This is a genomic window from Photorhabdus heterorhabditis, from assembly GCF_018448905.1.
GTDB lineage: Bacteria > Pseudomonadota > Gammaproteobacteria > Enterobacterales > Enterobacteriaceae > Photorhabdus > Photorhabdus heterorhabditis.
In genome coordinates, this window is sequence record NZ_RCWA01000037.1 from 21,802 (window position 1) to 43,773 (window position 21,972).

15 protein-coding genes are annotated in these 21,972 nt (G+C 43.6%); 13 read left to right on the top strand and 2 right to left on the bottom strand.

All coding sequences use genetic code 11. From position 1 onward, the window contains the following. Nucleotides 1–74 precede the first annotated feature (74 nt). Both lgt and thyA read left to right on the top strand, forming a co-directional pair. Nucleotides 75–950, top strand: a complete 876-nt coding sequence (lgt, locus tag EAE89_RS18440; RefSeq protein ID WP_054479811.1) for a prolipoprotein diacylglyceryl transferase — start codon at nt 75–77, stop codon at nt 948–950. Beyond that, on the top strand, nt 947–1,741 hold the full coding sequence (gene thyA, locus EAE89_RS18445) for a thymidylate synthase (RefSeq protein WP_054479813.1): 795 nt from the start codon (nt 947–949) through the stop codon (nt 1,739–1,741). Before lgt ends, thyA begins: the two co-directional genes overlap by 4 nt. A 73-nt stretch (nt 1,742–1,814) precedes the next feature. Here thyA and EAE89_RS18450 read toward each other — a convergent pair whose 3' ends face one another. Next, the gene (locus EAE89_RS18450) at nt 1,815–2,237 is read right to left on the bottom strand and encodes a helix-turn-helix domain-containing protein (RefSeq protein ID WP_054479814.1); all 423 of its coding nucleotides are present in this window, start codon (nt 2,235–2,237) and stop codon (nt 1,815–1,817) included. Then, on the bottom strand, nt 2,234–2,545 hold the full coding sequence (locus EAE89_RS18455; RefSeq protein WP_054479816.1) for a type II toxin-antitoxin system HigB family toxin: 312 nt from the start codon (nt 2,543–2,545) through the stop codon (nt 2,234–2,236). Before EAE89_RS18455 ends, EAE89_RS18450 begins: the two co-directional genes overlap by 4 nt. A 627-nt stretch (nt 2,546–3,172) precedes the next feature. Here EAE89_RS18455 and EAE89_RS18460 point away from each other — a divergent pair. From EAE89_RS18460 to EAE89_RS18510, 11 genes are all read left to right on the top strand, one after another. Then, complete coding sequence (locus EAE89_RS18460; protein WP_149616073.1) at nt 3,173–3,688, top strand: prepilin peptidase-dependent protein; 516 nt, start codon at nt 3,173–3,175, stop codon at nt 3,686–3,688. A 292-nt stretch (nt 3,689–3,980) separates the two neighbouring features. Further along, on the top strand, nt 3,981–4,568 hold the full coding sequence (locus EAE89_RS18465) for a prepilin peptidase-dependent protein (protein WP_054479820.1): 588 nt from the start codon (nt 3,981–3,983) through the stop codon (nt 4,566–4,568). A 5-nt stretch (nt 4,569–4,573) separates the two neighbouring features. Continuing rightward, the gene (locus EAE89_RS18470; RefSeq protein ID WP_054479822.1) at nt 4,574–5,041 is read left to right on the top strand and encodes a YgdB family protein; all 468 of its coding nucleotides are present in this window, start codon (nt 4,574–4,576) and stop codon (nt 5,039–5,041) included. Further along, entirely contained in the window at nt 5,038–5,424 is a 387-nt protein-coding gene (locus tag EAE89_RS18475) for a prepilin-type N-terminal cleavage/methylation domain-containing protein (protein ID WP_054479825.1), read from the top strand. Before EAE89_RS18470 ends, EAE89_RS18475 begins: the two co-directional genes overlap by 4 nt. Continuing rightward, complete coding sequence (recC, locus tag EAE89_RS18480) at nt 5,402–8,773, top strand: exodeoxyribonuclease V subunit gamma (RefSeq protein WP_214086375.1); 3,372 nt, start codon at nt 5,402–5,404, stop codon at nt 8,771–8,773. The genes EAE89_RS18475 and recC overlap by 23 nt, the downstream gene beginning before the upstream one ends. A 15-nt stretch (nt 8,774–8,788) precedes the next feature. Beyond that, nucleotides 8,789–11,677 carry a pitrilysin gene (gene ptrA / locus EAE89_RS18485; RefSeq protein WP_214086376.1) on the top strand — a complete coding sequence of 963 codons (2,889 nt, stop codon included), beginning with the start codon at nt 8,789–8,791 and terminating at the stop codon, nt 11,675–11,677. Then, nucleotides 11,677–15,282: an exodeoxyribonuclease V subunit beta gene (gene recB / locus EAE89_RS18490; protein WP_339423439.1), complete on the top strand. Its 3,606-nt coding sequence runs from the start codon at nt 11,677–11,679 to the stop codon at nt 15,280–15,282. The genes ptrA and recB overlap by 1 nt, the downstream gene beginning before the upstream one ends. Next, nucleotides 15,282–17,135 (top strand): exodeoxyribonuclease V subunit alpha, encoded by a 1,854-nt coding sequence (gene recD / locus EAE89_RS18495; protein ID WP_214086378.1) that lies wholly within the window; start codon nt 15,282–15,284, stop codon nt 17,133–17,135. The genes recB and recD overlap by 1 nt, the downstream gene beginning before the upstream one ends. Nucleotides 17,136–17,847: 712 nt before the next feature. Next, the gene (locus tag EAE89_RS18500) at nt 17,848–19,998 is read left to right on the top strand and encodes a type I secretion system permease/ATPase (protein ID WP_149616070.1); all 2,151 of its coding nucleotides are present in this window, start codon (nt 17,848–17,850) and stop codon (nt 19,996–19,998) included. 141 nt (nt 19,999–20,139) lie between these two features. Beyond that, nucleotides 20,140–21,555, top strand: coding sequence for an HlyD family type I secretion periplasmic adaptor subunit (locus EAE89_RS18505; protein ID WP_054479835.1), 1,416 nt, complete (start codon nt 20,140–20,142; stop codon nt 21,553–21,555). A gap of 131 nt (nt 21,556–21,686) precedes the next feature. Further along, a partial coding sequence (locus EAE89_RS18510; RefSeq protein WP_244866608.1) for a DUF5625 family protein occupies nt 21,687–21,972 on the top strand: 286 nt, incomplete at its 3' end.

The window sequence follows — 21,972 nt, forward strand, 5'->3', positions numbered from 1 at the left end:
CCGTTTAACGGCCTGTGCTGTGGTTCGCAATCATTTGCTTTAGGGCATTAATTTTAAATATTAAGTGGGGAACGATGAGTAACAGCTACCTGGCATTTCCTAATATTGATCCGGTAATTTTTTCAATAGGTCCCGTATCCCTCCATTGGTATGGTTTTATGTACTTGGTAGGGTTTGTATTCGCCATGTGGCTGGCAACACGCAGGGCAGCAAAACCGAATAGTGGTTGGACAAAAAACGAAGTAGAGAACTTACTCTATGCGGGTTTTGTGGGTGTTTTTGTTGGTGGCCGTCTTGGTTACGTGCTGTTTTATAATCTTTCGGTATTTCTCGATAATCCTCTTTATCTGTTTAAAGTCTGGGATGGAGGAATGTCTTTCCACGGTGGTTTGATTGGGGTTATCTGCGCCATGTGGTGGTTTGGCCGTAGAACTAAACGCCACTTCTTACAAGTTTCTGACTTCATTGCACCGCTAGTACCTTTTGGTTTAGGTATGGGAAGAATCGGTAATTTTATCAACGGCGAATTGTGGGGACGTGTCACATTGGATACGCCATGGGCTATGTTGTTCCCCGGCTCCCGTGGTGAAGATATTGCCCTGGCAGCAGCTGATCCCTCATTGCTATCAATACTTGAACAATATGGTGTTCTTCCCCGCCATCCTTCACAGCTCTATGAAATGGTGTTAGAGGGGATAGTCCTGTTTATTATTTTGAATTTATTTATCCGTAAACCTCGTCCAATGGGCAGTGTTTCTGGCTTATTCTTAATTGGTTACGGTGTTTTCAGGATAATAGTGGAATTCTTCCGTCAACCGGATGCACAACTGGGACTATTTGATGGGATCAGCATGGGACAGATTCTTTCTATTCCAATGATTCTGGCAGGAATTTTAATGATGGTATGGGCATACAAATGCCAAGGTAATAAGGTACAAGAGGTAAAATGAAACAGTATCTGGACTTAATGAAAAGAGTGCTTGAAGAAGGTACTCCGAAAGCAGACCGCACCGGGACTGGCACTATCTCCATTTTCGGGCATCAGATGCGTTTCAATTTGCAGGATGGTTTCCCGCTAGTTACAACCAAACGTTGCCATATTCGCTCGATTATTCATGAGCTTCTTTGGTTCCTTAATGGTGATACGAATATTCAATATCTGCATGATAATAATGTCACTATCTGGGATGAATGGGCGGATGAAAATGGCGATTTGGGGCCTGTGTATGGTAAGCAATGGCGTGCATGGGGGGCTGCGGATGGTCACCAAATCGACCAACTGAAAACCGTACTGGAACAGCTTAAAAGTGACCCAGATTCACGTAGAATTATCGTTTCGGCTTGGAATGTAGGTGAACTGGATAAAATGGCATTAGCGCCATGCCATGCTTTTTTCCAGTTTTATGTTGCTGACGGTAAACTTTCTTGTCAGCTTTACCAGCGTTCCTGTGACGTATTTCTTGGTTTGCCGTTCAATATCGCCAGCTATGCATTGTTGGTACATATGATGGCACAACAGTGCGATCTGGAAGTGGGCGATTTTGTCTGGACCGGTGGTGATACACATCTTTATAGTAACCACATGGAGCAGACTCAATTGCAACTCAGCCGTGAGTCGCGTTCATTGCCAACGCTGGTGATTAAGCGTAAACCAGAATCACTTTTTGATTATAAATTTGATGACTTTGAAATCGTTGATTATGACCCGCATCCAGGAATAAAAGCGCCGGTTGCTATTTAGTCATTCGGTTATTAGCAATAATCTGGAGGGAGACAATTTATTATAAATTGTCTCCCTGAGGGAACAGATAAAGCTAATCGATAAAAATTGCACTAGAAACCTTAAAGCGTGTACTCAAGGCTTTTATATGGGTTACTGTCAGCGACCTCGTTCCACTCAGAATTTGTGATACGAGGGAAGCTCCCCCGATTTCGTTTTTAAGGTCAGCTTGTTTAAGACCGTATTGATCCATCAGAACCCTCAGGGCTGCAACTCCCGTAGGAATATTTTCAATAGCCTGATTAAATTCTGCAAATTCAGGGGCAGTATCTTCATAGCGTTCAATTGCAGTAGCTAGAATTTCAATTAACCCTTTGTTATTTTCATAGTTTTTAAAAAGTTCATCAATCAAATCCAGTGCTTCTTTGTGCTGTTCTGAGGTATTGATGTAGGTCAGCCAAGGGATCTCTGAAAACAGAGCGTTAGCCCGTTCCTGAACGACTACAAAATTGATCATGCTCTGTTTCTCCGGTAGTAGTCGGTTAACTTGTCGTATTCTGTGTGGGATATGATGTGTTTAATGTAACAGTGCCCCATTGAAAACTCGATAAAGGCCAGTAACCGGATTTTGTTACCACCAATATCAATACACCACCATCGAGCGCGATACTTAAAACGATCAAGATTGGGGAAGTACTGCTTTAATTCAAGCGGGGTTTTGACATTTAGTGACTTAAGTAGGAGATATACACCCTGTATAGCGTCACGTTCATTGGGGAAACGCTTTTGCGCCTCAATAAATGGTGTTCTGGATATAACCCGCATTGTTCCCCTTCCTTAGTTGTTCGGATAGTATACTCTAAAAACAAAATTTTACAATATGTGAATTTTTATTTTGCAAAATGTGAATATTAAATAGATATTAATAAAATAGACTCTACAGGGATCGGTACCGGAAACTGTTCAAGGCACCAACCAGAATGGCATATTGGTCAAACATGTCCTGATGGGGCCATTGTGCTTAGGGCCTGCTGATATCTATACCTTTCATCTTTCAAGTTGCTGCTTTGTTGGCTGCTTTCACTTACCCCAGTCACATCGTTATCTATGCTTCCGGGGATTCGCTCCCTTGCCGCCGCGCTGCAATTTGAAATCCATAGGGTATGACTCTTTAATAAAATGAGTTTCTTATTTGAAAATACATTGTTTTTTCTTCGATTGCATTTTTGGAATCCCTTTCTCTCATAATCATGTGAATTTACTGTGTATTACAATAATAAGAAACAAAAACGTTTATCCTTATTGATTTTTGCGAAGCTCTACGCAATTTAAATGTAACAATAATATGTTATTATTTTTTTATTGATTCGCTCTCGCATAAAATTTAATTATGTCTTTATTCTGTTTTTTAAATAAATAAAATGTCTTGCGAAAGAATATAAGGAATTACTAATGGGAAATAATATTAATATAATTGGCAGTTATGGTATTAATAATCAACTGGGTTTTTCTTTATTGGAATTGATGATTGTTATTATTTTAGTTTCAATATTTTCGTTATGGGGGGTACAAGAATGGGGCAATCACCAAGAAAGGGCTAGATTACAGGAGTCAGTACAGAAAATATTGACATTTATAGCCAGGCAGCAATCTTTAGCAAATTATCTGAACAAAGAGGTAATACTGTGGTTAAAAACGGGTAAAGGTTGGTGCATAGCGCTTTCTAACCCCGCATCTGTTGATTGTGATTTGGAGAATATTGAAGGAATAAAATCACCTTATCAGGATGTTGTTATAACTTCAGCAACTAAGGAGCAGATAGCGTTTCATGGAATAAGAAACACGATGATACCTGCGAGTTTTACTTTGGTTAATTCCGCTGGTGAAATATCTGTTATTTTTTCTTCACGGGGCAGGGTAAGAACATGTAGTAATAATAAGTTTAATAGTATTCCAGCTTGTGGTTAATTATGATTTTTTCTATAAAATAAGTGGTGTTATATACCTTATGGATTTCAAAATGGATCGCGACGGCAAGGGAGTGAATCCCCGGAAGCATAGATAACTCTGTGACCGGGGTGAATGAGTGCAGCCAACAAAGAAGCAACTTGAAAGATGACGGATATATACCCTATGGATTTCAAGATGCATCGCGGCGGCAAGGGAGCGAATCCCCGGAAGCATAGATAACACTGTGACCGGGGTGAGTAAGTGCAGCCAACAAAGAAGCAACTTGAAAGATAACGGGTATATTGGAATAATGAATAATAAAAACCAATATGGAATGACATTATTAGAAGTGATTGTAGCAATGGCTATTGGCAGTATTATCTTACTGGCGATTGCCAAAAGTTATCCCGTTTTCACCAAACAAATAATGGAATTATATCAGCGATATCGTTTGGCTTACTTCGTTAAACAAACATTGCATATTATAGAGAAAGACATTCGTCGTGCTGGATATTGTCAACATTATTGCGATGGGAATCCAATATTAATCAATAATAAAAGTGATGAAAGTGAGAATTCATGCCTGATTATTGCCTATGATCTCAACATTAATAACCAATGGGAACCACCAGAACACAGTGAATCGGAATTCTTCGGCTATCGTCTCAGTAATAAGTCAGTCGAGTGGAAAAGAGGTGCCGGTAACTGTCAGGAAAATGGTTGGGAAAGACTATTTGATCCAAATGAAATAGGAGTAGATTCATTTACAGTTGAAAAATTACGAACAAATGATGGCTTAGTTTTTATTAAATTGGTGCTTATTGCACATTGGTTTAAACATCCATCAATAAACTACCAATATCAGGCAGTAACACGTTTGCGCAATATCAGGGAATAGGTACCATGGCTGAGCATTCTCCGAATATTTGTCCTCAATTTCAGCAAGGTAATGTATTGCTGATTTCAGTACTAATGTTGTTGGTTGTGAGTCTTATGATGCTGAAAGCTTTGCACTATCATCTGGATAACGCATTAATCATGATGGTTGATGAACGCAGATACTTAAAAGCTTTTCAGCAAGCAGAATCTGCATTGGCCTGGGGAATGGCTCAGTCATGGCTACTTCATAGTGATAAAACAGAAGAGTGGTATTGTCAGCAACAGAATGAATTTTATCTGACAAGTTGTTTAAAAAGGTATTCAAGTAATTTTTTTCTGCTGAAAGGTGTGGCAGAAGTGACATCCGGGCAATCTGTGGGATTATATCAATGGATGAAATTAGTCTCTTATGGTGGAAGTGATTCTCTTATTCCGGTAGAAAGCGGTTGGTTAGATTTCTGTCCCGAAGTAGATATGGGGTTTTGCTCATGAAATCAGATCTTTGTCATGATCATCAGTCAGGAATGAGTTTACCCGAAGTTATGGTTGCCGTTATGGTCTTTTCTATCTCTTTGTTAGGATTAATACGTTATCATCAGGCGTTATTATCTGGGTTTCAGCAACACTGGCAACAATCAAAGGCAGACAAATTATCTTATGGATACCTGGAACAATATGAATTAATTGCAGGTCAAAGTGCTTTATCAGAATTAACACCGCCACCGGGATGGCACGCTGAATTTCAGACGGCATATCAGTTATCTGATTGCTATCAGCTTACAGTTATAGTAACAACGCCTTATAATCAGCAAAGTAAAGCAAGCCGGTGGATTTGTTCAAACGGGAGTCCTGATGTTCAAAGTTTATCATTCTAATCAATTAGATCTTCTTAAAGAATTGATAGCAATATTTATCGGGGATAATCCGTTGCCTGATCCATTTGAACAGGAAGTCATTTTGGTACAAAGCCCAGGAATGTCACAGTGGCTACAAATCCAACTAGCTGAAAGAATAGGCATATCAGCTAATATTTCGTTTCCACTTCCGGCGACTTTTATCTGGGATATGTTTACTAAAGTATTGCCTGATATTCCTAAAGAAAGCGCTTTCAGTAAAGATGCTATGACATGGAAATTGATGGCATTATTGCCGCAATTGTTGCCAGAAGCAGAATTTGTCGCACTTAGGCACTACCTTGATCAAGATGTTGATAAACGAAAGATTCATCAATTGGCTGGACGAATTGCTGACCTGTTTGACCAATATCTTGTTTATCGTCCGCAATGGTTGGAAAGTTGGCAGCAAGGACAACTTATTGATGGTTTGAGTGATAACCAGTTGTGGCAAAAAAGATTATGGTTGGAACTGACGGAATATACTCACCAGTTGCAACAACCTCAATGGCATCGTGCTAACTTATATCAGCGTTTTATTTCGACACTGGAAAACAGGACTGATTTTTCAGCCCGTTTACCAAAACGGGTATTTATCTGTGGTATTTCTGCCTTACCGCCTGTTTATTTACAGGCTTTACAGGCATTGGGACGGCATATTGATATTCACCTGATGTTTACTAATCCATGTCAATATTATTGGGGAGATATTCAGAATTATACTTTTCTGGCAAAAATGAGTAGCCGTAAGCCACGTCACTATAAGAGTGAGCAAGAGCTGGAATATTTTAAAGATCCTAGAAATGCTCAATCATTGTTTAATGATGAAGGTGAACAAGATGTCAGTAATCCTCTGTTAGCGTCATGGGGGCGATTAGGTCGTGATAATCTTTATTTATTGTCGCAACTTGAGCAAAGTTCAGATGTCCACGCCTTTGTTGAGTTAGAACCAGATAATGTATTACATCAACTCCAAAGGGATCTCCTTTATTTGGAAGATCATGCTCAAATTGGTTCAACGAAGGAAACATTTGAAAATAGCCTGAAAAAACGACTGCTTAATCCATTGGATCGTTCTTTATCTTTCCATGTTTGCCATAGTCCTCAACGTGAAGTGGAAGTTTTACAGGATCAGCTTCTACGGTTACTGGAAGATAACCCGTCACTGACGCCAAGGGATATTATTGTGATGGTTGCGGATATTGACAGTTATACCCCTTATGTTCAGGCGGTGTTTGGTAATGCTTCTGTTGAACGTTATATTCCATTTGCCATTTCTGATCGTAAGGCTCGTCAGGCGCATTCAGTTTTACAGGTATTTATTACACTGCTTGATTTACCCCAAAGCCGTTTTACTACTGAGCAGGTTTTAGCGTTGCTGGAAGTTCCAGCGTTAGCAAATAAATTTGGAATTCATGAAGATGGGTTGCGTTTATTAAGGCGTTGGGTTGATGAATCAGGTATTCGCTGGGGATTAGATGACGATAATGTGGAAGAGTTATCCTTACCGGTAACAGGCCAGCATACATGGCGTTTTGGGCTGACCAGAATGTTGTTGGGTTATGCAATGGATAGCCGGTCAGGCCCTTGGAAAGATGTATTGCCTTATGATGAATCCAGCGGGTTAGCTGCGGAGCTTGCGGGTCAATTGGCTGAGTTTTTAATGCAACTGAGCCATTGGCGCAAAATTCTTGGTGAGAGCCAGACATTAGAGGATTGGTTACCTGTCTGCCAGCAGTTGCTGGAAACATTTTTTGCATCAGACAGTGAAACCGAATTAGTGCTGGCAATGATAGAACAGCAGTGGCAGAAAGTCATAGGCAATGGGATGAATGCCCGCTATCAGGAAAGTGTGCCATTGGTTCTGTTAAGGGATGAATTGGCGCTTCGGTTTGATAATGAAAAAATCAGTCAGCGTTTTCTTGCTGGATCTATCAACTTTTGTACCCTGATGCCGATGCGTTCTATCCCTTTTAAGGTTGTCTGTCTGTTGGGTATGAATGATGGTATTTATCCCCGTTCAATTCCACCGCTTGGGTTTGATTTGATGGCAGAGAAAAGCCAAAGAGGAGACAGAAAACGGCGGGATGATGACCGCTATTTATTCCTTGAAGCTCTGATATCTGCCGAACAGTTTCTCTATATCAGTTACATTGGTAAATCCATTCGTGATGATACGGAATGCAATCCTTCAGTACTGGTTAATGAATTACTGGATTATGTTTGCCAAAGCTTCTGCTTGCCGGGAAATGAAAAGCTGAATGTTGATGAAAGTGCCACTAATGTCAGAAAACACCTGTTGTGTCTTCATACTCGCGTTCCATTTGCACCGGAAAATTTTATACCGGGTAGTTATCAGCAAAGCTATGCAAGAGAATGGCTGCCGGCAGCGTCTGAACAAGGGGCTGCGCATTCTGAATTTTGTCAGCCTGTTGAAGCGGAACAAATTCAGGAGATTACACTGGATGATTTGAGTCGTTTTTACCGTCATCCTGTCAGGTTTTTTTTCCAACGTTGTCTGAAAGTAAACTTTGTTATTGAAGAAACGGAATTACCAGAGGAAGAGCCTTTCATTTTGGATAACCTTCAACGTTATCAATTTAATCAGTTATTGCTGAATACGCTGATTGAGCAGCAATCACCTGAACCGCTTTTTAATCGTCTTCGTGCTGCTGGAGGGTTGCCTTTTGGCGCTTTTGGTGAGGTTTATTGGTTGAAGCAGCAAAAGGAGATGCAACCTCTGGCGGATAAGATTCGTGAACAACAAATGGAAACTTTGTCTGTCGATTTACATCATGATTTAGGGCAGGTTCTTCTGACCGGGCGAATTAGTAAGGTGCAGCTGGATGGTTTGTTACGTTGGCGTCCAGCTAGTCTGACAGCAAATGATGGTATGCAATTATGGATTGAGCATCTGGCTTACTGCCTTGCTGGTGGTGAGGGTGAAAGCCGTAGTTATGGGCGTGACAACAACGAGTGGCGTTTTGCTCCTGTAGCGTCAGAACAAGCGAAAAATTATCTGAATCAATTGGTTGAAGGTTATCAGCGAGGAATATCGGCACCTTTGCCGCTATTTTGTCAAAGTGGTTGGATGTGGCTTTCAGCATGCATGAATAAAGAAACCGGTGAGATTGATGACAGTGATGAAATTCAATTAAAAGCTGAAAGCCAGTTACTGAAAGCATGGCTTGGAGATCAAGGACGCAGAGGTGAAGGTGATGATCCTTATGTTCAGCGGGCTTTCAGGCAAGTTGATAAATTATTTTTGGCAAAACTTAAACAGGAAGCGCTCAGTTATTTGTTACCGATAGCGCAATATCAGAATACATAGGGAGAATACCAGATAATGCATAAACATTTTATCCGCATGATTGTTGTGATGTTCCTGCTTGTTTGGGGAACGGCAAGCTATGCGAAAACACAACAGTGGCAGCCACTGCAAGAGACAATTTATAAAAGCGAAAATGACCATCGTCAGTATCAGGGAATAAAATTAGCAAACAATATGACGGTTTTGCTGGTGTCTGATGAAAAGGCAACGAAATCTCTGGCAGCGGTAGCAATTCCAGTTGGTAGTATGGAAAACCCTGACAGCCAGCTTGGGCTTGCTCATTATCTGGAACATATGGTTCTGATGGGGTCTAAGCGTTATCCACAGTCGGGCAGTTTATCTGAGTTTTTGCAAAAACACGGTGGTAGTTATAATGCCAGCACTGCTTCTTATCGCACCGCTTTCTACCTTGAAGTGGAAAATAAAGCGTTAGCTAATGCGACAGATCGTCTGGCTGATGCACTGGCAGAACCTTTGCTTGACCCAGTCAATGCAGATCGGGAACGAAATGCCGTCAATGCAGAGCTGACAATGGCGCGTTCTCGTGATGGGATGCGGGTTGCTCAAATACGATCAGAAACCTTGAATCCTGCGCATCCAAATGCTCGTTTTTCTGGTGGTAATCTAGAAACATTGAAAGATAAACCAGGGAGTAAATTGCAGACAGAGCTAGTGGATTTCTATCAACGCTATTATTCAGCCAATCTGATGAAAGGTGTCATTTACGGCAATCAGTCTATCGATAAACTAACTCAGATAGCTGTTGATACTTTTGGTCGGATACCTGACAGAAAAGCCAGTGTGCCCGCTATTACTGTCCCAGCAGTAACAGAAAAAGAGAAAGGGATTGTCATCCATTATGTTCCTGCTCAGCCGCAAAAAGCGCTGCAATTAGAGTTCAGTATTGACAATAACAGTGCTGATTTCCGCAGTAAAACGGATGAATATCTCGGTTATATGATTGGTAATCGTAGCCTGAATACATTATCAGACTGGTTGCAAACTCAGGGGCTGGCAGAAAGTATCAGTGCCGGAGCTGAACCGATGGTTGACCGCAACAAAGGTATATTTTTTATTTATGTTACCTTGACAGATAAAGGACTGGAACAGCGGGATCAGGTCGTTGCTGCTATTTTCACTTATATTCATTTGCTAAAACAAAAAGGCATTCAGAAAAGCTATTTTGATGAAATCGCTAAGGTTTTGAACCTGTCTTTCCAGTACGGCTCTATTGTTCGTAATATGAATTATATCGAATGGTTATCGGATGCTATGCTGCGGGTTCCTGTTTCTAATGTACTCAATGCCGGTTATTTGGCTGATGACTATAATCCAAAAGCAATCGTCAACCGACTTGATGAATTGACCCCTGAGAATGCACGTATCTGGTATATCAGTCCAAAAGAGCCACACAATAAACAGGCTTATTTTGTTCAGGCACCTTATCAAGTTGATCGAATCACATCACAACAAATGGTGAAATGGCAACAGTTAGAAAAACAGATGAACTTTTCTCTACCTGCGCCAAATCCTTATATTCCCGATGACTTGCAGTTAATAAAGGCAGGTAAAAATCAGAAACATCCAGAGATGATTCTTGAACAGCAGAATTTTCGTCTGCTTTATATGCCAAGCCAGTATTTTGCTGATGAACCGAAAGCCAGTATCGCTCTTGATTTGCGCAACGCCGAAAGTCTGAATAGCGCTCGTAAGCAGGTAACTTTCTCTTTACTTGACTATCTGGCGCTGCTTTCCCTTGATCAACTTGGTTATCAGGCTTCTGTTGCAGGAATGAGTATTTCGACTGGTTCAGCAGACGGGCTGCAATTAGGAGTAAGTGGTTACACTCAGCGTCTGCCGGAACTTCTAACCTCTTTAATTAATGATTACATGGCGTTTGCGCCAACTGAGAATCAACTGGAGCAAGCTAAATCTTGGTATCGTGAACAAATAGAGGTTTCTAATAACGGTAAAGCTTATGACATGGCTATGCAGCCGCTGAAACGTCTTTCTGTGGTGCCTTACACAGAACAGTCCGTTCGTTTGAAAGAATTGGAAGCTATCACCGTTCAGGATATTGTTGAGTATCGTCATGAATTAATAAAAAATTCTGCTTTGCAGATGATGATAATTGGAAACTTGACCGAACAGCAGAGCAAAGTGATTGCTGAATCTGCCCATAAGCAACTGGCAAATCAAGGAAATAGCTGGTGGAGTGGGGATAAGGTGGTGATTGATAAAAATTACCAAGTTAATTTTCAGCGTGTTGGTAGCAGTACTGATAGTGCCCTGGCAGAAATTTATATTCCGAACGGTTATAACCGTATAGAGGGTTATGCTTATTCGAGTCTACTAAGCAATATGCTCAAGCCGTGGTTCTATGAGCAGCTGAGAACAGTAGAACAACTGGGATATGCAGTGTTTGCTTTCAATACCCGTGTTGGGGAACAGTGGGGGCTGGGTTTTCTATTACAAAGTAATAGCAAGCAACCAAAATATCTGAATCAGCGTTATCAGGATTTCTACCAAAAGGCGAGCAGTAAACTGGAAGACATGTCCCAAACTGATTTTGAGCAGTACAAGAACGCACTGATTAATGAAAGTCAGCAACCGCCGCAAACGTTCTATGCCGAAGTTGCCCGTTTCTCTGGTGATTTCAGTCGTAATAACTTTAGTTTCGACAGTAGAGATAAAATGCTTGAGGTACTAAAGAAAACCACACAGAAACAACTGATTAATTTTTACCGGGATGCCGTAAACAAACATCGGGGGCTGTCATTTATTTCACAAGTGATTGGTAAATCAGGGAACTCAGATGGATATGCGAAATTGAAAGGTTGGAAAACCTATCATGATGTTACTGAATTTCAGCAACAGTTACCTGTTGAGGTAAAAGCTCGGTGATCACAGAGGTATCTGCCCACAAGCTTAATGCATTAACTCTGCCGCTGAATGGTCAGCGGCTGATCGAAGCTTCTGCCGGGACGGGTAAAACTTACACCATTGGTATTTTATATCTCCGTCTTCTACTTGGGCTGGGGAAAGATGCTGCTTTTCCACGGCCTTTAAGCGTGGAAGAAATCCTGGTGGTGACATTTACTGAGGCAGCAACAGATGAGTTACGTGGGCGTATCCGTGAAAACATTCATGAACTTCGCCTTGCTTGTATTCGAAACGGAGTAGAAGATTCAGAGTCTGCCTATCAACAGCTACTGGATGAAATTTCGGATAGAGAGCAAGCCACTATCTGGTTGCTGGCTGCCGAGCGACAGATGGATGAGGCCGCGATTTATACCATTCATGGCTTCTGTCAGAGAATGCTGGCACATAATGCCTTTGAGTCCGGGATATTGTTTGAACAGACATTAATTCAGGATGAACATCCACTAGAGAGGCAGGGATGTGCCGATTTCTGGCGGCGCCACTGCTATCCATTATCGTTATCAATGGCTCAGGTTATCAGCCAGGATTGGAGTGGGCCGGAAGCATTGTTGGCTGAATTACATCCTTATTTGCAAGGGGATATGCCATATATCGTTGATGCGCCAAACAGTGATGAAACGCTGTTAAGCCGTCATGAGAAAATTACGCAGTTGATTTATGGAGTTAAATGTCAATGGAATGAAGTTGTCGGAGAGTTGCATGATTTAATCGCGGGTTCTGGTGTAGATAAAAGAAGTTATAGTAGTAAGCACTTACCAAACTGGCTGAACAGAGTTACTGATTGGGCCCAGGAACCTACAGAGGATTATCAGTTACCAAAAGAGCTGGAGAAATTCCGGCAGTCGGTATTAGTAGAAAAGACAAAAAAAGGTGATGCACCTGAGCATTCACTTTTTGTTGCGATAGATAATTTGTATCAGCAACCACTGACTTTACGTGATTTGATTATCTCCAGAGCTATTATTGAGATTCGCCAGTCAATCCGTCAGGAAAAATTAATACGTGGTCATATGGGGTTTGGTGATTTATTAACCCGCCTTGATGATGCTCTGAAAGGTCCAGGTAGTGATTTGCTTGCCCAGACGATCCGTCAGCGCTATCCGGTTGCGTTGATTGATGAATTTCAGGATACCGACCCACAGCAATATCGGATTTTCCACACCATCTATGGCAATCAGCCTGAAAATGGATTGTTATTTATCGGCGATCCCAAACAGGCTATTTATGCATTCCGTGGCGCAGATATCTTCACTTATATCCGCGCCCGCTCTCAGGTAAGTGCTCACTATACTTTGGAGACAAACTGGCGCTCTGCTGATTCAATGGTACAGGCAGTAAACAAGTTGTTTATGCGTTCAGAAAATCCCTTCTTGTTTGAACAGATCCCTTTTGTCGAGGTTTCTGCGGCGGAGAAAAACCGGGGACTTGCTTTTAGCTATGATACTAAGGAGCAGGCCGCATTGAATTTCTGGTTGCAGCCAGGGGAAGGTGTTTCTACCGGAGATTACGAGCAAACGATGTCACGATTCTGTGCGGCACAAATTCGTGATTGGTTGCAAGCTGGCAGTGAAGGGCATGCTCTGTTACATAAAAATGAGAAGGTTCGGCCTGTTACTGCGGCTGACATCACGGTTCTGGTGCGTAGCAGAAAAGAAGCCATACTGATCCGTGATGCACTTAACTTGTTATCTATCCCTTCTGTATTTCTTTCTAACCGAGAGAGTGTATTTGATACCGCAGAGGCAAAGGATATTCTTTGGTTATTGCAAGCTGTGTTGTCGCCAGAGAAAGAACGGGTTTTGAGAAGTGCGCTTGCTAGTGGTTTATTTGGTTTGACTGCTCGGCAGATAGACAAACTGAATCATGATGAAAAAGCTTGGGATCAGCTAGTTGATGAGTTTGATGGTTACTTTCGTCTGTGGCAGCGTCGTGGAGTACTGCCTATGTTACGGGCGGTAATGGCAAACCATAGTATTGCTGAGAACTTACTTGCCAGTTATGACGGTGAACGACGTTTGATGGATGTAATGCATATTGGTGAGTTGTTGCAAGAGATATCTTTACAACTCGATAGTGAACATGCAGTCACTCGTTGGTTAGCTCAGCAAATATCTCATCCTGATCCACAATCAGAAAACCAGCAGATGCGGCTGGAAAGTGATCGTCATTTGGTACAAATCTGTACTATCCATAAATCTAAAGGTCTGGAATACCCGCTGGTATGGTTGCCATTTGCCTGTAATTTCAGAACGCAGAAACAGGCGATATATCATGATCGTGTAAGCTTTAATGCTTGTCTTGATATTTTCCCTGATGAGGAAACTATCAAACTGGCTGAGCAAGAACGGTTGGCCGAAGATTTACGTTTACTTTATGTCGCACTGACGCGTTCTGTTTACCATTGCAGTGTCGGCGTGGCTCCGCTGATAAAAGGCAATAAGAAGAAGATCGGGGATACCGATCTGCATCAGTGCGCTCTGGGTTATCTTCTGCAAAATGGTGCTAAAGGTGATGCTGATTTTTTGACGACATGCCTTAAAGAATTAAGTGGGGATGGAATCGTCGTATCATCAATCAATGACATTGGTGAGCATCCCTGGAAGTCACAAAGCCAACATGATTTGGTGTTGTCGGCGAAGCAATTTAAACGCAGCATTCAGGATGACTGGCGTATTACCAGTTATTCCGGTTTACAAAACTCCGTTGTCCATCGTGGCAGTGCTTCCTCTTATTTTGCTGGAGAAGAATCTGTAGATGTGATTGTTCAGTCTATTGCACCAAAGTTGGATGTTGACGCCAATGGTGAAAAACAAATAGCAGAACAACTTGAAATGACACCACATACGTTTCCACGGGGAGCTTCTGCCGGCACTTTTTTGCATTCGATATTAGAAGAGCTGAATTTCAGCCAATTACCTGATGAGAAATGGTTGGCTGAACAGCTGAAATCAGCCGGGTTTGATGAACATTGGAGTGGGATATTACAGCAATGGATGGCAGAGGTTTTTACGACCCCATTGAATAGTGACGGGATGCAGCTTTCAGAAATTCCTCTTCATCACCAGCAGGATGAAATGCAGTTTTATCTGCCAGTTGAGCAACTTTTGCGATCTCAGGAGCTAGATGCCGTGACGCGTCGTTATGACCCTGTTTCTGCCCGTTGTCCCCAATTGGCGTTTCATCAGGTGAAAGGGATGCTGAAAGGGTTTATTGATTTAGTCTGCTGTTGGCAAGATCGGTTCTATGTGTTGGATTACAAATCAAACTGGTTGGGAAATGGTAGCCAAGCGTATACTCGTGAAGCGATGGAAACCGCTATGATTGAGCATCGTTATGATCTGCAATATCAGCTTTATACACTTGCACTACATCGTTACTTGCGTCACAGATTGGTTAATTATGATTACCAACAACATTTTGGCGGAGTGATTTATCTGTTCTTGAGAGGAATTGATAAACAACAACCGGGAAATGGTATTTTTAGTTGTCGGCCATCAGCCGAATTTGTTAATGCTTTGGATCTGCTTTTCGGTGGCAATGAACAACCTGAGAAAGAGAAAAACTGATGATTTCATTATTACAACAGGCAGTAGATCTCAGGCTTCTGCGTCCATTGGATTTACAGTTTGCTCATGCATTGATTGGGGATGAAGATCCTGCTCTGTTGTTGGTGATGGCATTGTTGAGTGCTGAGGCCGGGGCTGGTCATGTTTGTCTACCGGTTAACCGGATAATGCCTGAATATTTTTTTGATGGGCGGCAACGTGAATTTGCAGAACAGTTATGGCAAGTTGCGGGGAACCCTGATGAGCCGAATTTGCGCGAGGCATTGGAGCATTGTGCAGCTGTTAGTGATGGTTCCCAGCCAGCACCCGTTGTTCTTTCACATAACCGACTTTATTTGCAAAGGATGTGGCAAAGTGAGTGCCAAGTCGCAGCGTTTTTCTCTGCCAATCAATCAACTGATAATATTCAGGAAGAGCAACTGAGAGCGATTCTGGACGAATTATTTACGCCATCTGGTGAGGCCATGGACTGGCAAAAGATGGCTGCTGCTGTCGCGGCAACTAGCAGAGTCTCGGTTATCTCTGGTGGGCCGGGAACCGGGAAAACAACCACTGTTGCTAAGTTATTGGCGGCCTTAATCAAACTTAATCCTGATAAAAATATGGTGATCCGACTGGCTGCTCCGACGGGAAAAGCAGCGGCCAGATTAACGGAATCTCTTAACAGTGCTGTCAGAAAGCTTCCTCTGACGGAGAAACAGTTTGAATCTATGCCAGATCAGGCTCAGACGATTCACCGCTTATTGGGGGCTCAGCCGGATAGCCAACGGTTACGCTATGACCGAGATAACCCATTGAGTTTGGATGTATTGGTGGTGGATGAAGCTTCAATGGTGGATTTACCCATGATGGCCCGGTTGATTGATGCGTTGCCGTCCTATGCAAAAATTGTCTTGCTTGGTGATCGTGATCAATTGGCGTCAGTGGAGGCTGGAGCTGTATTGGGAGATATATGCCGTTTTGCTGAGATGGGATATAGCGCAGTAAGGGCAGAACAGCTAAGCCGATTGACTGGATGCCAGTTAGTTGCAGGTGAACAGGAGAATGTTCCTGAAGTTCGTGACCGTTTGTGCCTTTTGCGCAGAAGTTATCGTTTTGATGTAGATTCGGGGATTGGTCAACTTGCTGCGGCAGTTAATCAGGGAAAGAGCCAGCAAGCTCTCTCTATTCTGCAACAGCCATTGAATGATATTTGTTTTTACCGATTGTTTGATGATGAGGATTATCAGCGGTTGTTGATTGAAACAGTATCGGGTTATCGCTCTTATTTGCAATTGGTCGCAAAGCAAGCATCTGTTAAAGCGATTTTGGATGAATTTAACCGCTACCGCCTGTTATGTGCACTTAGAGAAGGGCCATTTGGTGTTAGTGGACTTAATGAGCGTATAGAACAGCTATTACATCGTCAGGGGCTTATCCGTCGTCCTACTGGGATTTTCAGCCGTGGGTATGCAGGCCGACCCATTATGATCTCCCGTAATGACAGCACACTTAGCCTGTTTAATGGTGATATCGGTATTATGCTCAGGGATGAAAATAATGAACTACGTGCTTATTTTCAACTACCTGATGGACAGATTAAAGGCATTCAGCCAAGTCGTTTGCCACAGCATGAAACAGCATATGTGATGACCGTACACAAATCGCAGGGTTCAGAATTTGAACACACGGCTCTGGTACTGCCAACGCAGTTTACACCGGTTGTTAGCCGAGAACTGGTCTATACAGCGATGACTCGGGCTAGAGAAAAGCTGACTCTTTATGCACATGATGCGGTATTACGTCAGGCCATTCAAACTCCCACTCAAAGGCGCAGTGGATTAGCAGAGCGGCTTAGCTTACAGACGGATTAGCGCTTGCTTTGATAGATTGATTTGTGCAAAAAAATTTATATATTAATGATGTGGTCATATATTCCTTGACGTTTTTTGATCATTGTTTGCTCGGTTGTTGGATTGGGGTTTTTAATTCTGATAAGTATATCATTAATGTTATTAATGAGATTTCTGATTTACCGTGCTGACTTCGGTAAATATGCCTTTTTATTTTTGTAAAAAGTTCTCGATTGGGTGATTGAAAAATTCTCGTGCAATAAGCTAGCCTATACAAGATAAATGTGTCTTAAACCTACCTGTATGCCAAATTTTGGCTAGTTTATAATTGAAATATCTTTTCTAGTCTTTTTTGTTGAGCGATTATTAGCCGCTTTGTCCAGTCGGTAATACCGATTAGTTTCATCGTGATGGCTATATACCGATCGATATCTTAATTTCACCGATTCAAAAGATTCAAAAATAGTTGCAATGACTGAATCAAATTGTTGATGTTTATATTTTGTTATCAATGTAAGCGGAAAAATTATAAATTTAATAAATTTTAATATTATTGTGTGGTTAATGTCACAGTTTGTGAATGTATTAAATGAAATTTATTATTATCTGATGATATAAACGCCTAATTATATAAATTGTGATTTGTTTACTAAACGGATTGCGGATATGTCTGGATAGCTTGCTAGGGGTGAGATGAATATCCAGATTTTTGATTTAAGGATTAAGTTGTCTGATGCAAGATAATGAAATGAGTACTGAGCCACCCCATTCTTCCTCGGAGCTGGATACCGGCCTGATTTGCCTGGCTATGTTGGCTAGGTTTCATAATATCGCTATATCGACTGAACAACTTTCACACGAATTTTCCACTTCCAGCCAAGGTCTTACCCTGAAAGAGCTGCTGCTGGCTGCCCGTCATTCAGGGTTGAAAGCCAAGGCTGTACACACAACACTTGTCAGACTTGAACATACTCCCTTGCCAGCCATTGCCATTGACCGAGATGGAAAGTTTTTTATTTTGGCTAAACTGGATAAAGAACAGGCTCTGATTCAGGACCCACGTTCGGCGCGCCCCGAAGTTATCAGCTTCGAACAGCTTGAGCAGCGTTGGACAGGGCAACTGGTGCTTGTGCGTTCAAGTAACGGTCTGCCTGGAGAGACTTCGCGCTTTGACTTCACTTGGTTTATCCCGGCTATCGTCAAATACCGCAAGTTGTTGGGTGAAGTTTTGTTGGGGTCTTTTGCCTTGCAGTTGTTTGCCTTGGTGACTCCGTTGTTCTTTCAGGTGGTCATGGACAAAGTACTGGTACACCACGGCCTAACCACACTGGATGTTGTCGCGGTAGGATTGCTGGGCATCATGTTGTTCGAGTCGGCCTTGAGCGGTTTGCGTAGCTACGTGTTTGCTCATACGACCAGCCGTATTGATGTGGAGTTGGGGTCGGGTCTGTTTCGGCACTTGATTAATCTGCCGTTGGCTTACTTCCAGGCAAGGAGAGTCGGTGATTCTGTGGCTCGTGTACGCGAACTGGAAAACATCCGTAGCTTCCTCACCGGCAACGCCATTACCTTGATGCTCGACGTGCTTTTTTCTCTGGTATTCATCCTTGTGATGTTCTATTACAGCGGCTGGTTGACTCTCGTTGTGGTGTTATCATTGCCGCTTTATGCACTAGTTTCAGGGTTGGTTACACCTCTCTTGCGTAAGCGATTACAGGATAGCTTCACACGCAATGCTGAGAATCAGGCATTCCTTGTCGAAACGGTCAATGGCATCGATACCCTAAAGTCAATGGCGGTTGAACCGCAGGCTATCCGCAAGTGGGATAACCAACTGGCGGCTTATGTTGCCGCAGGTTTCAAAACACAGACCTTATCCACTATCGCCAATGAAAGCGTCTCGCTTATCGGCAAGTTAGTGACGGTCGCTACACTCTGGCTCGGTGCGCATCTCGTGATAGAGGGGCAGCTATCGGTGGGGGAGCTGATCGCATTCAATATGCTGGCCGGCCGTGTCAGTGGCCCGATCATGCGCCTGGCGCAACTGTGGACCAGCTTCCAGCAGACCGGGGTTTCCGTGCAGCGTCTGGGAGACATCCTCAATTCCCGTACTGAATTGTCTCAGGCTACACGTAGCACGGTGCCGCCGCTCAAGGGGCAGGTAGAGTTCGAACAGGTGCATTTTCGTTATCGGGCTGATGGTTCTGAGGTGTTGCGCGGAGTCAACTTGGTCATTGGTGCAGGAGAAATCATTGGTGTAGTGGGCCGCTCCGGTTCCGGCAAAAGTACTCTGACCCGTTTGTTGCAGCGGCTCTATGTTCCGGAGCGCGGACGGGTCATGGTCGATGGCATGGACTTGGCATTGGCTGATGTGTCCTCGCTGCGCCGGCAGATTGGCGTGGTATTGCAGGACAATATGCTATTCAACCGCAGTATTCGTGAAAACATTGCCTTGAGCGATCCGGGTGCGCCGCTCGAAGTGGTCATGCACGCCGCCCGCATGGCTGGAGCTCATGAATTCATCCTTGAACTGCCCGAAGGTTACGACACCATTGTGGGTGAGCACGGCGCGTCACTTTCTGGCGGTCAGCGGCAACGGGTAGCCATTGCCCGAGCCTTGATCGGCAATCCTCGCATTTTGATTTTTGACGAGGCGACCAGTGCGCTGGACTACGAGTCTGAGCGGGTGGTGCAGCAGAACATGCAAAGCATTTGCAAGGGACGCACGGTCATCATTATCGCTCATCGGTTGTCTGCTGTACGCGACGCGCATCGTATCCTTGTGATGGATCGCGGGCAGATCGTTGAACAGGGGGCTCACGCCGAGTTACTGGCGCGTCAGGACGGCCACTATTCACGACTGTATCGAATGCAGCAAGGCTGAAAGGCTCCCATTTCCAGAACGTACGATGCAAACGGCTAATAACGTAATCAATGGTTAATAACATAATCAAGGGTTAATAACACCATCAGAGGTAGATGTGACCAAGATAAACATACTCCGATTTAGGGAAAATAATTTCAAATGAGCGCCACCCTTTCCTTATTGCAGCGTTATCGTCACGCGTGGCGTCAGTCTTGGCGCCAACGTAAAAACATGGACGTGTCGCCGCGACTGGCTCATGAATTACAGTTTTTACCGACGGCTTTGGAGTTGCAGGAAACACCGGTGCACCCAGCCCCGAGGATTTTCACCTGGGGCATTATGGGTTTCGCTGTATTGGCGTTGCTCTGGGCCTACATCGGCAAAATCGAGGTCGTGGCTATTGCCCCGGGAAAGGTTGTTCTCAATGGCAAGACCAAGTTGATTCAATCTAGCGAAACGGCGGTGGTCAGAGCGATTCACGTCAATGACGGTCAGTCGGTGAAAGTTGGCGAATTGTTGGTCGAACTCGATCCGACGGCGGCGAGCGCCGAAGTCAGCCGGATTCAGAGCGAGCTGCTGGCTGCTCGTATCGACAGTGCGCGGAGTGCCGCCATGCTCGACGCGATCAATCAACAAAAGTCGCCAGCGTCGCTGGTAGGCACGATTGACAACGCCAACCCTGAGCAGGTGCTCAGTGCCCAACGCTGGCTTCAAGGACAATACCAGGAATACCGCAGCAACCTGGAGTTGGTGGACGCAGAAATCCTCCAACGCAGCGCCGAAATCCAGTCTGCCGAAGCCCAGGTGGCTAGCCTGCGAAAAACGCTACCGATTGCGACACGATTAGCCGAAGATTACCGACGGTTATTGACGAAACAGTATGTGTCGCGGCATGAATATCTGGAAAAAGAGCAGACGCGATTGGATATGCAACGTCAGTTAAGCGTACAGCAGGCCAGTGTCTTACAGCATGCCGCTGCTCAGGACGAGGCGCGACGTCGGCGTGAGGCTGTTGTTGCGCAAAATCGCCGCGCCATGCTCGACCTGCAACAGGAAGCCAACAAAAAGGCAGCGACTTTGGTTCAGGAGCTGGCGAAGGCCCGTTACCAAGAAACCTTGACCAATCTTAAAGCCCCGGTGGCCGGCACAGTTCAACAACTCGCTATCCATACTGTCGGTGGCGTGGTGACACCTGCTCAGCCGCTGATGGTCATCGTCCCCGCAGATCAACCGGTAGAAGTGGAGGCCATGCTGGAAAACAAGGATGTAGGTTTCGTCCATGTTGGTCAACCGGTTACCGTCAAGGTGGAAACCTTCACTTTCACCAAGTACGGCACTGTTGACGGCGAAGTGCTCAACGTATCAAACGACGCCATCGAGGATGAAAAGCATGGGCTCATCTATAGCAGCCGTATTCGCTTGAAGTCTGATCACGTGATGGTTAACGGTCAGCGAGTCGCGCTGTCTCCGGGCATGTCAATCACGGCAGAAATAAAAACCGATCAACGTCGCGTGATCGATTATTTCTTGAGTCCATTGCAGCAGCATATAGATGAAAGTCTGAGAGAGCGGTGAGAAAACGGCGGGTCGTAAGAACAGCTTTGTGAACCCGGTTCGCCATATTCACCGTTTTTCGTGTTTGAGATAAGTGACTGTTAATGGTTAAAGATGGTTTATCGCAGTCTTACTTTATTTGGAGTGATGAAATGAAAGTATTACATATACACGAAAGATTTAAAAATTGGCGAAATATTATTGTTTTTATGAGCTGCACTTTATTAATGGCCTGCTCTAAGTTCATTGATATATACAGACCGATTGACGTATCGAAGTCTGGTCAATCAGTCAAAATTGATTTTGAAATTAGTAAGAAAGGGAATTATCAGTTTGCCTTGCTGTTTGATAAAGGGGATGACTATGAGGAAATGAAAAGGCGGCTTGAGTTGTTCGGGAATGTTGATAAGGGCGGGGTAATAACCCCAGTTTCGCTTC